Raw genomic sequence first — 14,464 nt, forward strand, 5'->3', positions numbered from 1 at the left:
TCGTCAGGCCGATGCGGCAAGCCCGCCCAGATAAGCGGCGCGTACCTGATCGTTGTTCCAAAGTTCATCCGGCTTGCCGGAAACGAGCAGGCTGCCGGCCTCGAGCACATAGCCGCGGTCGGCGACGGACAGCGCCATATTGGCGTTCTGCTCGACGAGCAGCACCGTGGTGCCGCGCTCGCGGATCTCCTTGATGATGCGGAACACCTGCTGCACGATCATTGGGGCGAGACCGAGGGACGGCTCGTCCAGCAGCAGCAGTTTCGGGCGCGCCATGAGCCCGCGTGCGACCGCGACCATCTGCATCTGGCCGCCCGACAGCGTCCAGCCATAAGCATGTTCGAGGCGCTTCAGATCGGGGAAGAACTCCAGCATCCCGTCGGTCTCGCGTTCGAGGTCGCGACGCGAGACGCCGCTGCGGTTCGAGGCGCCGAGCAGGATGTTGTCGCGCACGGTGAGACCCGGAAAGAGCCGCCGGCCTTCGGGCACATGGGCGAGCCCGAGCCGCACGATGCGTTCCGTCCGCATGCCGAGAAGTTGCTGGCCCTCGAACAGAACCTCACCGCCGGCATTCGGCACCAAGCCAGTGATGGCGCGGAGCGTCGTGGACTTGCCGGCGCCGTTGGAGCCGAGCAGCGCGACGATTTCGCCTTCCTCGACGACGAGGTCGAGACCCTTCAGGACCTCGCCGGCATTGTAGCGCGCCGTGAGGCGCTTGATCTCAAGCAGCTTCATTGCGCGGCTCTCCGAGATAGGCGGCGATGACTTCGGGATGGCTCAGCACGGTCTTCGGCTCGCCGTCGGCGATGCCGCGGCCGAAATTCAGCACCGTGATCTGGTCGGCCACCCGCTCGATGAGCTTCATGTCGTGGTCGATGATCACGATGGTCAGCCCGTGCCCACGGAGCCGCTGCAGGAGCTTCGCCATGTCCTGCTTCTCGGTGAGGTTGAGGCCTGCGGCGGGCTCGTCGAGCAGCAGGATCTCGGGGGAGCCGGCCAGCGCACGGGCGATCTCCACATAGCGCTGGTGGCCATAGGACAGATCGCCGACAGGCAGGTGCGCCGTCTTGCTGAGCCCGACGAAGTCGAGAGCGGCGAGCGCGCGCTCCAGCGTCGGCCGTGGACCGCTGACGTCGTTTCCGGGGCGCTCGGCGCCGATCATGACATTCTCCAGAACCGTCAGGCCACGGAAAATGCGGATATTCTGATAGGTGCGGCACAGGCCCCGCCGGGTGCGCTCATGCGGCGGCAGGTTGGTGATATCGTCGCCGGCGAGCCGGATGCGGCCGGCCGTGGCCGTGTAGAGACCGGACACCACATTGAGAAATGTGGTTTTGCCCGATCCGTTCGGTCCGATGAGGGCATGGACGGAGCCGCGGCGCACCTTGAGGCTCACCCCGTCGACCGCTTTGAGGCCACCGAAATGCTTCGCGAGGCCGTCGACTTCGAGCACCGCGTCGCTGGTGCCGGGAACCTGCTGTGACAGCAGCGGCAGTGGCGTCACGGGGCCGAATTCGGCAGGTGTCCGCGATGCAAAGCGCTCCGAGATCAAGCCCCAAACACCGCGCGGCAGGAACACCATGATGGCGATGACAGCCGCGCCATAGACGGCGAGATAGGCCTGGCGCAGGAAACGCAGCCACTCCGGCAGCACCACGAGCAGCACCGTGCCGAGCAGCGCGCCGATGGGCGACTGCACGCCGCCGAGCAGCGCCATGGTCAGGAGCACGATGGATTCGTTGAAGGTGAACTGATCCGGGCTGATGTAGGAGAAGGCACCGGCGAAGAGCCCGCCGCCGAGGCCGCCCAACGCCGCCGAGATGCCGAAGGCCACCGTCTTGGTGCGGAAGACATTGATGCCGCAGGTTGCTGCCGCGATCTCGTTGTCGCGCACCGCCTGCATGGCCCGGCCAAGGCGGCTTCCCTTGAGCTCCAGGGCGAAGAGGGTGACGGCGATGAGGAAGATGAGGCAGAGGGCGAGATAGGTGGAGCCACCGCTCAGATCGAAACCGAACAAGGTGGGGCGTGGAATGCCGGAAACGCCATCCGGTCCCCGGGTGAAGGAGATCCAGTTGGTGAGCACCAGCGTCACGATCTGCTGAAAGCCGATGGTGACCATCGCGAGGTAGTGACCGCCGAGGCGCAGGCTCGCGAAGCCGAGGAAGATGCCGCCGATGCCGGTGACGACCACGGCGATCGCCAGCCCGACGAAGAACGGCAGCTGGTAGCTCACCGTGCCCAAGGCGACGCAATAAGCGCCGATGCCGAGGAACGCGGCCTGGCAAAGCGCGAGCTGGCCGCAGTAGCCGAGGACGATGACGATGCCGGCGACCGCGATGGCGTAGGTCGCCGCCTGCATCATGATGTTGAGATAGTAGCCCTGCGCCGGCGCCAGGAAGGCGATGGCCGCCACGGCGAGAATGGCGAGCGCCGCGATCAGGAGGTTGCGCGAGCCCTGCCCCGTGCCGGGGAGGGCGGCCGTCTTGGATTTCGTCATGGCAGCCACCTCACGCCTTCTCGGCGACGCGTTCGCCGAACACGCCCTGCGGCCGGATGAGCAGCACGACGATCAGCATCAGGAAGGCGAAGGCGTCCTTGTAGGGCACCGAAATATAGGCGGCGCCCAAGGTCTCCACGACGCCGATGGTCAGCCCACCCAGAATGGCGCCGGGAATGGAGCCGAAACCTCCGATGATATTGGCCGCAAAGGCCTTGAGCGCGATGAGCGGGCCCATGCCGACGGACACGAAGAGGATCGGGGCGACGAGGATGCCCGCGAGGCCGCCGAGGGCTGCGCTATAGGCGAAGATCGCGAAGATCATCACGATGATGGGGATGCCGAGCAGGCTCGCCATCTCCTTGTCCTGGGAGGTGGCCTGTAGCTTCTTGCCGACCAGCGTCTTCTCGAAGACGAGATATTGCAGCGTCACGAGCAGCGCCGCGACGACGATGATCGACAGATATTGCGTGTCCATGAAGACGTTGCCGACGAGGAAGCCGGAGCCGTTGAAGAGGCCGGGCAGCACCTGCGGGCTCGGGCCATAGGTCGCGAGCACCAGGTTGGACAGCAGGATCGAGGCGCCGATGGTGCTGATGATGACGGGAATTTGCCCCCGGTCACGCAAGGGCCAATAGGTCACGCCGGCGAAGATGACGCCGAACAGGCCCATCAACAGCACGGCCAGCACCAGGGCGACCACGTAGTTGATGCCGAAGCCGACGAGCAGCACGACCATGACATAGGCGCCGAGCATGGAGAACTCGCCTTGGGCGAAGTTCACCACATTGGCCGAGCGGATCAGCAGAACGAAGCCGAGGGCGACCAAGGCATAGATGCTGCCGATGCCGATCCCGGTGAAGAGAAGTTGCGGAAGCAGGCTCATCGCGGATCCTGAGATGAACGCAGGCGGCATTCCTCCGGTCGCGCCGGCAGCGCAACAGGAGGAGCCGGGCGGCTCGGACGTCGTTGAACAGCCGCCGTCCCGCGACGCTGGCCGTGCCAGCCCCGCGGTGACGGCGCTCGATGGATATTACTTGTCGAAGGCGATGGTGCGTTCGTAGACGATCTTGCCGTTGTCGTTGCGCACGATGTTGTAGCTGCGCAGGCCGTCGCCGTTCTCGTCGAAATTATAGAGGCCTTCGGCGCCCTGGAAATCCTTGGTGGACAGGATCGCCTCGCGGACCTTGGTCGGATCCGTGCCGCCGGCCTTCTTCATGGCATCGGCCAAGATTGTGATGGCGTCATAGGCCCAGGCGGAGGTGAAATCGGCGGGGCGGTTCACGACCTTCCTGAATTCCTCGTCATAAGCCTTCGCCACCGGATTGGCCGCCGCGCTGAAGTCCGACACGGCATAGGTGCCGTAAAGCGCCGGGCCGGCGAGCTGCACGGCCGTTGTCGAGGCGACCGACGGCGAGCCCACCCAAGGTGCCGCCACGCCGAACTGCTTGAGCTGGCGCGCCAGCACGGCGACATCGTTCTCGAAAGTCGAATAGGTGTTGATGATGTCGGCGCCCGACTGGCGGACCGCCAGCACGACCGGCGTCATATCCGTCTGGCCGTTGGTGAAGCCCTGCGTCAGCACGGGCGTGACGCCGAGAACCTTCAGCGCCTCGACCAGGGCTTTCATGCCATTCGTGCCGAAGGCGTCGGTCGAATAGACGATCGCCCATTTCTTCTTCTTGAGAACATTCACACCGAAGTCGGCGATCACCTTGGCGGAATAGCTATCGTTCGGCCGCGTGCGGAACAGCCAGGGATTGCCGGAATGGGTCAAGGTCGGGTCCGTGCCGCCAAAGAACACGGGAATGCCCGTTTTCTTGGCGTCGGCCGAGATGGCGTTCACCTGGGTGGAGCGCACCGAGGAAACGACGGCGGCAATGTCGCCGCGGTTCACCAGGCGCGAAAAGGCGAGCACGATGCCTGGATTCGTCGTCTGGTCGTCTTCGATGACCAGCTCGAGCTTGCGGCCGTTCACGCCGCCGGCCGCATTCACCTTCTCGATGCCGAGCTTGGCGCCCTCGATCTGGAAATGACCGATCTCGGCGGCCGGGCCGGTCATCGGCGCGGTCATGCCGATCTTGATCGTGGCCTCCTGTGCGGAAGCACCAGTGAGACTGCCCAAAAGAGTGGTAGCGGAAAGGAAAAATACAGCGGAACGCCGCGTCAGCAACATGGGTCGTATCCCCCTAGATAAAATCCGATAGGATATTTGATTGTCGTCGCTCACCATGGCTGCTACGATTTGGCTCTGTCAAGAGTCATTGCCGTCGGGCGACCTTGAAGGCACGTCCGTGCCGTGGATATTGATGTGAGAAGGCCGAGAGTGAACCGCGTCGTTAAAGAAGGGCCGATCTCGCGGCCCGCCGGCCTTGGCAATGAGGTCTACGAATACATCCTGCAGCAATTGATGTCGCTCGCCATCGCCCCGAACGAGCGGATCGGCGTGGATGCTCTGGCCCGCGCGCTGGGTGTGTCGCAGACCCCTATTCGCGAGGCGCTGAGCCAGCTCGAGGTGCAGGGCCTGGTCGTCAAGACCCATCTCGTCGGCTATCGGGCAGCGCCCCAGCTCACGCGCAAGCAGTTCGACGACCTCTGCGAGCTCCGCCTTCTGCTGGAGCCGGCGGCGGCCGCCAAGGCGGCGACGGCTATGGACGACGCGACGCTTGCGGAGGTCATCGCCCTATCCGAGGCTATGGAAGCGCCCGCCGCGAGCCATGCCGCGACGGCCTACAGCGCCTTCGCGCGAAAGGACGCGGAGTTTCATGCCATGATCGCGGCGCAGAGCGGCAATGACTTGATTCACCAGATCATCGTTCAGCAACGCACGCATCTGCATCTCTTTCGCCTGCGCTTCTACGCCCAGGTGACGCGCGAGGCGGTGACGGAACATGCGGCGATCGTCGAGGCCTTCCGGGCGCGCGATCCCGCCGGCGCCGCGGCTGCCATGCACAGCCACATCGAGAAGGCGCACGCGCGCTTCAAGGCCGCCTACGAGACCTGACGGGAACATGAAGGCTCGGGCGCGCGCCACGAGGCTGCGCTCCGGCAGGCGGCTCCGATCGGACCGCCTTAGGTGGGCAGCGGCGTCGGGCCGATCTCGGCGAAGACCTCGGCATTATGTTCGCCGAGCTGCGGCGCGGGATATCTCACCCGGCAGGGTGACTGGCTCAGCCGGATGGGAAAGCCGAGCATGCGCACCGTGCCGTGGCCGGGATGCTCGACGTCGATCGCCATGTTCTGGCTCTGCATTTGCGGGTCGGCGAAGACGCCGTCCACGCTGTAGACCGGGCCGCAGGGGACGCCGGCCTTGTTGAGCAGGGCGATCCAATGGTCGCAGTCGCGTTCCGCGAGCTTGGCGCTCACCAGCGCGTTGAGCCTGGTGCGATGCTTGACGCGCAGCATGTTGTTGGCGAAGTCCGGATCGCTCTTGTGCTCGCCGAGTTCGAGGGCATCCATCAGGCGGCCGAAGAACGTGTCGTCGCTCGGCGCAATGGCGATATCCCCGTCGCGTGCCCGGAACAACCCGTAGGGCGCGGAGATGGGATGATCATTGCCGCTGCGCGGCAGCACTTCGCCGGTCGCGAAATAATGCGAGGCGACATAGGCGAGCAGGCTCACCATGGATGTGGTGAGGCTGACGTCGACGCGCTCCTGCCGGCCGGTCCGCTCCCGGCCGAGAAGCGCTGCGGTGACGCCGAGCGCACCATAGAGCCCTGCGACGAGATCGCTGATGGGCAGGCCCGATCGAAGCGGCGGATCGTCCCGCTGGCCATTCACGCTCATGAATCCGGACATCGCCTGGGCGATGAAATCGAAGGCCGGCCGATCGCGGTAGGGGCCGTCCGGCCCGAAACCGCTGATGGCGCAGGTGACCAGCCCGGGCCGGAGTTCCTGCAGCCGGGCCTCATCATAGCCGAGACGCGCCAGGACGCCCGGGCGGAAGTTCTCGACCAGCGCATCGGCGCTGGTGACGAGCGCCTCGAAGCGCGCCCGGCCTTCCGGCGATTTCAGGTCGAGCGTGATCGACCGCTTGTTGCGGTTGAAGGACGCGAAATACCAGCTCAGCCCTTCACGACCCGCGCCCTGCGTGCGCAGCGCGTCGCCCTCCGGGATCTCCACCTTGATGACATCGGCACCGAGATCGCCCAGCAGCATCGTACAGAAGGGGCCGGAAATCACCCGCGTCAGATCGATGATCCGCAATCCGCTCAAAGGCATTTCGTTTGGGTCCTCACATGACGAGATTGGGAAGCCAGATCACGAGACCTGGAAATGCGGAGATCAGGACGAGGACGACGAGGGACCAGCCCAGAAAGGGCAGGACCTCGACCGCGACCGACCAGATGGGAACGCGGCCGATGGCGCTGGTGACGAAGACCAGCAGCCCGACCGGTGGGTGCAGCATGCCGATCATCAGGTTGACGATGACGACGGTGGCGAAATGAATGGGGTCGATCCCGAGCTGCGCTTGGATCGGCAGGAGCGTCGGCACGAACATCACCAGCGCCGGCAGCGGCTCGAGGATCATTCCGACCGCCAGCAGCAACAGGTTGACGACGATCAGCACGACGAAATGATCGGTGGAGATGCTGAGGATCGCCTGCGAGATCAAGGTGGCGATATGCGACTCGCTCAACAGCCAGGCGAAGGGTCCCGCAGCCGCGAGCAGGAAGAGGATGACGGCCGAGGTGCGGCCGGCATCATAGAACACGCTACCGAGATCCTTGAACTTGAGGTCACCGTAGATAAACAGGCCGATGAGGAGCGCATAAACGCAGATCATGCCGGCGGCTTCGGTGTCGGTGATCATGCCGGAGCGGATGCCGCCCACGATGAGGACGGGCATGAGAAGCGCCCAGATGGAGGCGCGCGTGACCTTGGCGCGGGTTCCCCACGTGGCGCGCTCGCGGGCGACATAATTACGGCGGCGCGCGATGAGGCCGCAGATGATCATATAGCCGCCACAGAGCAGCAGGGCGGGCGTCACCCCGGCGAGGAACAGCCGCAACACCGACAGATTCGCCATAACGGCGTAGAGGATCATCGGAATGGAAGGGGGCAGGATCGGCCCGAGCATCGATCCGGCGGCGATGACCGCCGCCGCATAACCGGGCTTGTAGCCTTCCTTCCGCATCTCGGGGATGAGGATCGCGCCGGTGGCGGTGGCGTCCGCCACGGCCGAGCCGCTGATGCCGGCCATGATCAGATTGGTGATGATCGATACCTGCGAAAGGCTGCCGCGCAAGTGGCCTACCATTGCCGCCGACCAGTCGATCAGGCGCCGGGTCACGCCGCCGCGGTTCATGATCTCCCCGGCCAGCACGAACATCGGCACCGTCATGAGCGCGACGGAATCCACGTTGGACACCAGCGTCATCGGCGTCATCACGGGATCGATGCCGGCGCCGCTTCTCAGCGTCATGCCGATCAGCGCCGCCAGGATCATCGAGAAGCCGACGTCGAGGCCGATCAGCAAAAGGCCGAAAAAGACGAGGGTGCTAAAGACGATCATGATCGTCCCTCGCTTTTGCGTCGAGACCAAGACGCCCGGCGGTGATGACGTCCGCAAGGCGCAGAACAAGGAAGAGGCAGAGCAGGATCAACCCCGCGAGGAGCGCCGCATACATCACCTGGTAGGTCAGCGGCGTATCCATCACCACCTGAAAGGATCCGACCTCGAGCAGCTGCCAACCCACCCAGATGAGGCTCGCCGCAACCGCGAGCACGACCACATCGAGCACGGTGCGCAGCCGCTTGGCGAAGCGATCGGGCAGGAAGTGGTCAAGCAGGTCGATGCGGATATTCACGCGCTCGCGAAAGCCCATCGCGATGCCGAGGAAGGCGAGCCAGACGAGCGCGACGCGGGAATACTGGTCGAAGGCGAAGTCGCCGTAACGGAAGAAATGCCGATCGAGAACCTGCAGCACCGTCAGGGTAAGGATGGCGGCAAGCGCCACGACGATCGCGGCGCGCACCAGGCCGGTCACGCCGCCGACGAGGCGCGCGGGCCATCGGTGCGCCTGCGCCCCTTCCGAAGGAGGGGCGAGGCTTTCGGAAGGACGTTCCGAGACGTCCGCCGTCATGGCGTTTCCTGGAGCTTACGGATCCGGTCGACGAAGCCGGCCGGCCAGGACTTCCCATCGAACGGTATTTCGACGCCCGCCACCGCCTTGCGGAAGGCATCGCGATCAGGAACGACATAGGTCACGCCCGCAGCTTTGAGGATCTCGATCGCCTGCGCGTCGAGCTCCTTGGTGAGCTGCGTCGTCACCGCGCCGGCTTCCTTGGCCGCTTTGGCGAACAGCGCCTTGTCGTCCGGGGAAAGGCCTCTCCAGAAGCGCTCGGACACGAAGAATCCGACGAGCTCGATGACGTGATCGGTGGCGGACCAGTATTTCGCCGCCTCGTGATATTTCGGCGGGATCGAGAGGTCGAAACCGTTATCCTGGCCATCGATGGTGCCGCGTGAAAGCGCGTTGTAGATCTCGAGCATGCCCATGGGCGTCACTTGGGCGCCGAGCTTCTCGAACATCGCCTTGAGCACGGGAATGGGCGGAATTCTCAGCCGCAGCCCTTTGACATCCTCGGGCTTGTTGATCGGGCCCCTGGTCGATTGGATGGCGCGCGGCGAGCGCTGCCCCCAGGCGCCGAAGACGCGCACGCCCGCCGTGGTCGCGACCTTCTCGAAGAGATCCTGGAATTCCTGATTGCTATTGATGATCCGCTCGGCGTCCTCGCCGCTCTTGAACAGATAAGGCACGTAGCCGACGCTCATGGCCTCGCCGCCCTTGATGAAGGAAAGCGAGGACAGGCCGAAATAGGAGAACTCGATGGTGCCGAGCTGCATGGCGGAGATGAGCTGGGCGATGTCGCCGAGCTGGCCATCGGTATAGATATCGACCTTGTAGCGGCCTTTGCTGTCGGCCTCGACCACCTCTTTGAAGCGCAGCAGAGCCTTGTGCCAGGGGCTGTTGTTGAGCGCGATGGTCGCCATCTTGACGGTGCGCGTCTGCGCCTGCGCCGGCATTGCGTAGCAGAGCGCCGCGAAAAGCAGCACCATGACGCCACTCAGAATGCGTTTCATCTTGTCCTCCCCGTGCAGGATCTTCGGCCCGGTTCTGCGGGCGCTTGTCGTTTGAAGGTGGGAATTGCGCCGCCTCGGCCTGCGGCGATCGCGTCGTTTAGAAGTTCCAATGCACCGGCTCGGCGCCAGCGACCGGCGAGCGGAAGGTCGCGAGCCGCGTGCCGAACAGCGAGCCGAGATAGACGGTCTTCAGATCCGGTCCGCCGAAAGCGATGCCGGAGAGGTTGGCGAGCGGCCGCTTGCCGCCGGAGTCCAGATGCGTGCGCGTATAGCGGTCGTTCTGGAAGGCCTCCTCGATCTCTTGGAGCGTCTTGGGGTCGGCATCCTCGATCAGGATATGCTGCGTTCCATCGGGCATCGCCCGGATGACGCGATTGGATACGACGCTGACGATCCACACCGCACCCTCGGAATCGAAGGCGAAGCCATCGGGAAAGGTGCAGACCTGGCCATATTCGGCGAAGACTTCCTTGGGGCCGAGGGAGCCATCCTGTCTGATCGGGAAGCGGCTCGTGCGTCGTGCGATCGTCTCGGCCACATAGAGCCATTGTCCGGTCGGATCGACGATGGCCTCGTTGGTGAAGCCGATGTTCTCGGCGACGACGCGCGGCCCCTTCTCGTCGATGAGGATGATGTAGCCGTCGCCATAACCCTTGCGCATCGACTGTTCGCGCGGGATCAGCTTGGTGCTCACCGTGATCCAGATGCGCGACTGCCGATCGATGCCGACGAAATTCGTCGGTTCGAGTTGTTTGCCGTCGATTTCGAGCAGCTTTGGCCGCAGCGTTCCGTCCGGAGTCATATGATAGACGCCGCCGGTCGGACCGAGATTGGCGATGAGCACGCTCCGGTCCGGCAGGAGCGCGATGCCGTTCGGCAAGAAGCCTTCCGGCGCACCCTTCGCCAGCACCCGTTCGGTGCGGCCGTCGGCGCGCACGATGCTGATGCCGCCCCGTTTATCCGGAACGAATAGATCGCCCGACCGTGTCGCCATCACGCATTCGGGTCGATCGAGATCGCTTCCTACGAATTCGAGGTCGCGCAGTTCCAGCCGCTGCACAGGCACGCCATGCTCTCCTTCTCGTTTCTCTCCGCGAGGAACGGGGATCGGCAAGCGTCCGCAGGCATGCCAAACCAGCCGCATGCCGACGCATGTCGTCCATCGGCAGCACTGGCGCAGGACATCTTTGCCGGATGAGGCGTTCCTCGATTGGGCCGCGATCCTTCGATCTTGCCGGCCACCCTTCATCAGGGTCCAAAAAGGGTAGACGCAAAGGTCGCGCGGTGCATAGCTGAAAGTCGGAATGCCCCCGTTCGCGCTTTGCGAACTCAACGCGGCGCGGCGTATTGCGGCACGAGGATCGCGGCGGGCGTTGGCGCTTGAACGAGGTGACAAAACGTTGATCAGAACGGACTTGACGACCCTGCGAATGTTCCTGGCAGTTTATAGCCTGCGCAATCTCACGAAGGCAGCAGAGCGGGAGCATATTGCACCGTCCGCGATCAGCAAACGCTTGCAGGACCTTGAGTTGGAACTGGGGGTGAGCCTGTTCTACCGCCATACGCGGGGTGTCACCCCAACCCCCGCCGGCGAGGTCCTAGCCGGTCACGTCTATCGTCTGTTCGACGACGTCAATCGCATGTCCTTGGAGCTGAGCGACTATGCGAGCGGCGTGCGCGGGCAGGTTCGCATCCACGCCCATACATCCGCGGTCGTCGAATATCTGCCGGACGATATTGCAAGCTTCGTCGAAGCCTATCCGAACGTTCGCGTGGCCTTGCGGGAGGAGACCAGCCCGAACGTCCTGCAATCGACGCTCGACGGCGTCGCCGACATCGGCGTGTTCGCCGGCAACCTGGCGGTGCCGACCGGGTTGCAGGTCAGGTCTTACAAGCAGGATCGGCTGGTGGCGCTCTTTCCGGCGGGCCATCGCATGGCCGATCTCGACACCGTCACCTTTTCCGATATCTGCGACAACGATCATATCAGTCTCGAATCCGGGAGTTCCCTGCAGGTTCTTCTCGCGCAGGCCGCCGAATCGATGGGCTTCATGCTCAATACGCGCATCGAGGTCACGACCTTCGAGGCCGCCATGCGCATGGTCGACGTCGGCCTCGGGGTCGCCGTCATTCCGGAAGGTGTCGTGCGTGTCTATGCCGGAAAACTGAGGGTCCGGGCCGTGCCTCTGGACGATGAATGGGCACGCCGCAATCTTCTCATCTGCGTCAAGGACGAGGAGAAGCTCACCGCCTCGGCGCGGGTGATGCTGCAGCATCTGCTCGGCGACCCAATGCCCCGATCTTGTCAAAAGACGAAGCCCCTCCTTCCAAATCGATAATGGCCGCCTCGGCGAGACGAAGCTAAGCCTGCCGATACCGTCGGCGGATGTACCGTCGCGTATAGGGAGCGAAGCGATGACGAGGGTCGAACTTGTCGAGGTCGGGCCGCGCGATGGCCTGCAGATCATCCCCCAATTCGTGCCGACCGCAACGAAGATCGCCTTGATCCGCGCCCTGGTCGGGGCCGGCTTCAAGCGAATGGAGCTCGGATCCTTCGTCAGCCCGAAGGCCGTTCCGCAGATGGCGGATATGGACGAGGTCATCGCTCAGCTCGGGCCCTTGCCGGGCGTGCGCGGAATGACGCTCGTGCCGAATTCCATCGGCGCGAAGCGGGCGATGGCCGCCGGCATCACGGACCTCATCTTCGTCATCTCGATGTCGAACTCGCATAACCGCAGCAATGTCCGGCGGGACACGGAGGCCTCCATCGCCGATCTGCGCAGCATGCTCGCCGAGGTCGATCCGGACGGCCGTCTGAAGCTGCGCATCGGCATCGCCACCACCTTCCATTGCCCCTTCGAGGGTGTCATGGACGAGGGCAAGGTCTTCGCCACCATCGAGCGCATCGTGGCGCTGCGGGACGGGCTGGAGCTCGCGCTGAGCGACACGACCGGCATGGCGCTGCCCGACCATGTGAAGCGCTTCAGCCGCCGTTGCCTCGATGCCTTCGGCACGCGAGCGCGCTTCTGCTTCCACGGCCACGACACGGCGGGATATGGCATCGCCAATGTCCTTGCGGCCTTCGAGGCGGGTATCACCTCCTTCGACGGCGCCGTCGCCGGTCTGGGCGGCTGCCCCTTTGCGCCGGGGGCGACGGGCAATATCGCGAGCGAGGATCTGGTGACGCTGTTCAGCCGCATGGGCGTGGAGACCGGCATCGACATCGATCGCCTGCTCGCAGCAGGAGACATCGCGGCTTCGCTGCCGGGTGCTGTCACCAGCGGCCATGCCCGCGCCATTCCGCGGGCGCGCCTTCTCGGCAACGGCGTTCCACTGACGGATGCCGCCTAGCGCGTCTCGCACGCAGTGGAGACCGATTCGCGTTAGGCCTCGGCCCGAACGCTGCGCGCAAGATCGTTTCCGGCCCGGGAGCATGACAGCAACGGCCGCGCCGTTGGCTCGTCTCGCGCCGGAGATGCATCGCCAGTCGAGGTAAATCGGCTTGCGAGCTCATGGCCCTCGATCTATACCTTTCCAAAAGAATGCATCATGCAATCTTTGGAAGCGACAGATGGTTGGGCACGGCAGAAGAGTAGAGCCCGCCCGCCGCGAACCGGTCGATCGGCCCGTGTCGGGTTCATGGCCTCCTGCTGTTCGGGCGGTCCGTGAAGACCCAGGCCGCGCCGGGCGGCCGATCGGCGCCGGCATGCTTCCGTAAGTAACGAGCCTGGAAGGAGGCGCCGTGTCTGGCGAATTGAGGCAGCTCAGCAATCGTGCTGCGGTCATCGGCGTGGGAACGACCGCCTATGGCAGCTTTCCCGAAACGGATGAATACGGCCTGGCCGCCCAGGCCTTCCGCGTCGCGCTTGAAGACAGTGGCGTCGACAAGGGCGAGATCGACGGACTCGTCACCTGCCGCATTCCCTATTATGCGCGCATGGGCGAGGTGCTCGGCATCGATCCCCGCTGGTCGGTGACCTTGCCGCCGCATGGTCGCATGTCCGGCATCGGCATCATCGAGGCGGCGCTCGCCGTGGCCACCGGCCAGGCGCGGACGGTCGCGCTGCTCTACGCCAATATCGGACGCTCCCGCCGCGTCAATTACGGCGGCGAAGAATCCGCTTCGATCTGGGATCCATGGGGCTTCACCTCGCCCGGCGCCTCCCACGCCATGATGTTCCGCATGCATATGGCGCGCTATGGCACGACGACGCGGCAGCTCGCGGAAGTGTCCGTCGCTTTCCGCCACCATGCCGGCCTCCATCCCGATGCGGTGATGAAGAAGCCGATCACCATCGAGGACCACGAGACGGCGCGCCCCATCGTGCTGCCGCTGCGGCTGCTGGACTACTGCCTCATCAACGACGGGGCCGTCTGCATCATCGTCACCTCGCCGGAGCGGGCACGTGACGGGCGCAAGCCGCCCGTGCTGATCAGCGGCTTCGGCGGGCGGGACAGCTTCAGCCAGTCGGCCATGCCGAATTTCGATCCGGACATGTGGTACGACGCCGTGAAGATCGCCGGCGAGGAGGCAAGGGCCATGTCCGGGATCGGTGCGGGGGATGTGAAAGCGCTGATGGCCTATGACAATTTCAGCCCGACCGTGCTGTTCAGCCTCGAAGGGCTCGGCTTCTGTCCGCGCGGCGAAGCCGGCCGCTTCGTCGAAGGCGGCACGCTCCGCCTCGGCGGCGCCCTGCCCACCAATACCGACGGCGGGCATCTGTCCAACACCTACATGCAGGGCTGGGCGCTCAATGTCGAGGCGGTGCGGCAGATCCGCGGCGAGTGCGACGCGCGCCAGATCCCGTCCTGCGACGTCGCCCAATATGTGCAGGCGACCCCCTGCACCCGTTCCATCATCTATACGCGCGGGTGAGGAC

13 protein-coding genes are annotated in these 14,464 nt (G+C 64.7%); 4 read left to right on the forward strand and 9 right to left on the reverse strand.

The window, feature by feature from the left end:
• Nucleotides 1-3: 3 nt before the first annotated feature.
• The 4 genes from ACFQU1_RS14725 to ACFQU1_RS14740 all read right to left on the reverse strand — a co-directional run bounded on the left by ACFQU1_RS14725 (nt 4) and on the right by ACFQU1_RS14740 (nt 4,673).
• Nucleotides 4-735 carry an ABC transporter ATP-binding protein gene (locus ACFQU1_RS14725; protein WP_378133772.1) on the reverse strand — a complete coding sequence of 244 codons (732 nt, stop codon included), beginning with the start codon at nt 733-735 and terminating at the stop codon, nt 4-6.
• Complete coding sequence (locus ACFQU1_RS14730; protein ID WP_378133774.1) at nt 722-2,497, reverse strand: ATP-binding cassette domain-containing protein; 1,776 nt, start codon at nt 2,495-2,497, stop codon at nt 722-724. The genes ACFQU1_RS14725 and ACFQU1_RS14730 overlap by 14 nt, the downstream gene beginning before the upstream one ends.
• Before the next feature lie 10 nt (nt 2,498-2,507).
• Nucleotides 2,508-3,383 (reverse strand): branched-chain amino acid ABC transporter permease, encoded by an 876-nt coding sequence (locus tag ACFQU1_RS14735; RefSeq protein WP_378133776.1) that lies wholly within the window; start codon nt 3,381-3,383, stop codon nt 2,508-2,510.
• 147 nt (nt 3,384-3,530) lie between these two features.
• Nucleotides 3,531-4,673: an ABC transporter substrate-binding protein gene (locus ACFQU1_RS14740; RefSeq protein ID WP_378133778.1), complete on the reverse strand. Its 1,143-nt coding sequence runs from the start codon at nt 4,671-4,673 to the stop codon at nt 3,531-3,533.
• Nucleotides 4,674-4,823: 150 nt separating this feature from the next.
• On the opposite strand from ACFQU1_RS14740, the gene ACFQU1_RS14745 reads away from it, so the two are divergent.
• Entirely contained in the window at nt 4,824-5,501 is a 678-nt protein-coding gene (locus tag ACFQU1_RS14745; RefSeq protein WP_378133780.1) for a GntR family transcriptional regulator, read from the forward strand.
• Between the two features lie 68 nt (nt 5,502-5,569).
• On the opposite strand, the gene ACFQU1_RS14750 is transcribed toward ACFQU1_RS14745, so the two are convergent.
• The 5 genes from ACFQU1_RS14750 to ACFQU1_RS14770 all read right to left on the reverse strand — a co-directional run bounded on the left by ACFQU1_RS14750 (nt 5,570) and on the right by ACFQU1_RS14770 (nt 10,650).
• Nucleotides 5,570-6,718, reverse strand: coding sequence for a CaiB/BaiF CoA transferase family protein (locus ACFQU1_RS14750; RefSeq protein ID WP_378133782.1), 1,149 nt, complete (start codon nt 6,716-6,718; stop codon nt 5,570-5,572).
• 13 nt (nt 6,719-6,731) lie between these two features.
• Nucleotides 6,732-8,012, reverse strand: coding sequence for a TRAP transporter large permease (locus ACFQU1_RS14755; RefSeq protein ID WP_378133784.1), 1,281 nt, complete (start codon nt 8,010-8,012; stop codon nt 6,732-6,734).
• Nucleotides 7,999-8,583, reverse strand: a complete 585-nt coding sequence (locus tag ACFQU1_RS14760) for a TRAP transporter small permease (RefSeq protein WP_378133786.1) — start codon at nt 8,581-8,583, stop codon at nt 7,999-8,001. Before ACFQU1_RS14760 ends, ACFQU1_RS14755 begins: the two co-directional genes overlap by 14 nt.
• A complete protein-coding gene (locus ACFQU1_RS14765; protein ID WP_378133788.1) occupies nt 8,580-9,584 on the reverse strand; it encodes a TRAP transporter substrate-binding protein in 1,005 nt (334 codons plus the stop codon). The genes ACFQU1_RS14760 and ACFQU1_RS14765 overlap by 4 nt, the downstream gene beginning before the upstream one ends.
• A gap of 97 nt (nt 9,585-9,681) precedes the next feature.
• Nucleotides 9,682-10,650, reverse strand: coding sequence for an SMP-30/gluconolactonase/LRE family protein (locus tag ACFQU1_RS14770; RefSeq protein WP_378133790.1), 969 nt, complete (start codon nt 10,648-10,650; stop codon nt 9,682-9,684).
• A 364-nt stretch (nt 10,651-11,014) separates the two neighbouring features.
• Here ACFQU1_RS14770 and ACFQU1_RS14775 point away from each other — a divergent pair, with 364 nt between their 5' ends.
• From ACFQU1_RS14775 to ACFQU1_RS14785, 3 genes are all read left to right on the forward strand, one after another.
• The gene (locus ACFQU1_RS14775) at nt 11,015-11,923 is read left to right on the forward strand and encodes a LysR family transcriptional regulator (protein WP_378133792.1); all 909 of its coding nucleotides are present in this window, start codon (nt 11,015-11,017) and stop codon (nt 11,921-11,923) included.
• Between the two features lie 76 nt (nt 11,924-11,999).
• The gene (locus tag ACFQU1_RS14780) at nt 12,000-12,935 is read left to right on the forward strand and encodes a hydroxymethylglutaryl-CoA lyase (RefSeq protein WP_378133794.1); all 936 of its coding nucleotides are present in this window, start codon (nt 12,000-12,002) and stop codon (nt 12,933-12,935) included.
• Between the two features lie 391 nt (nt 12,936-13,326).
• Nucleotides 13,327-14,460: a thiolase family protein gene (locus tag ACFQU1_RS14785; RefSeq protein ID WP_378133796.1), complete on the forward strand. Its 1,134-nt coding sequence runs from the start codon at nt 13,327-13,329 to the stop codon at nt 14,458-14,460.
• Nucleotides 14,461-14,464 lie beyond the last annotated feature (4 nt).

It is taken from the genome of Chelatococcus sp. GCM10030263 (genome assembly GCF_042666455.1).
Lineage (GTDB): Bacteria > Pseudomonadota > Alphaproteobacteria > Rhizobiales > Beijerinckiaceae > Chelatococcus.

Excerpts from the sequence above, each read along its gene's own strand:
- ACFQU1_RS14725 (WP_378133772.1), bottom strand. The coding sequence starts at position 735 with ATGAAGCTGCTTGAGATCAAGCGCCTCACGGCGCGCTACAATGCCGGC.
- ACFQU1_RS14730 (WP_378133774.1), bottom strand. The coding sequence starts at position 2,497 with ATGACGAAATCCAAGACGGCCGCCCTCCCCGGCACGGGGCAGGGCTCG.
- ACFQU1_RS14735 (WP_378133776.1), bottom strand. The coding sequence starts at position 3,383 with ATGAGCCTGCTTCCGCAACTTCTCTTCACCGGGATCGGCATCGGCAGC.
- ACFQU1_RS14740 (WP_378133778.1), bottom strand. The coding sequence starts at position 4,673 with ATGTTGCTGACGCGGCGTTCCGCTGTATTTTTCCTTTCCGCTACCACT.
- ACFQU1_RS14750 (WP_378133782.1), bottom strand. The coding sequence starts at position 6,718 with ATGCCTTTGAGCGGATTGCGGATCATCGATCTGACGCGGGTGATTTCC.
- ACFQU1_RS14755 (WP_378133784.1), bottom strand. The coding sequence starts at position 8,012 with ATGATCGTCTTTAGCACCCTCGTCTTTTTCGGCCTTTTGCTGATCGGC.
- ACFQU1_RS14760 (WP_378133786.1), bottom strand. The coding sequence starts at position 8,583 with ATGACGGCGGACGTCTCGGAACGTCCTTCCGAAAGCCTCGCCCCTCCT.
- ACFQU1_RS14765 (WP_378133788.1), bottom strand. The coding sequence starts at position 9,584 with ATGAAACGCATTCTGAGTGGCGTCATGGTGCTGCTTTTCGCGGCGCTC.
- ACFQU1_RS14775 (WP_378133792.1), top strand. The coding sequence starts at position 11,015 with ATGTTCCTGGCAGTTTATAGCCTGCGCAATCTCACGAAGGCAGCAGAG.
- ACFQU1_RS14780 (WP_378133794.1), top strand. The coding sequence starts at position 12,000 with ATGACGAGGGTCGAACTTGTCGAGGTCGGGCCGCGCGATGGCCTGCAG.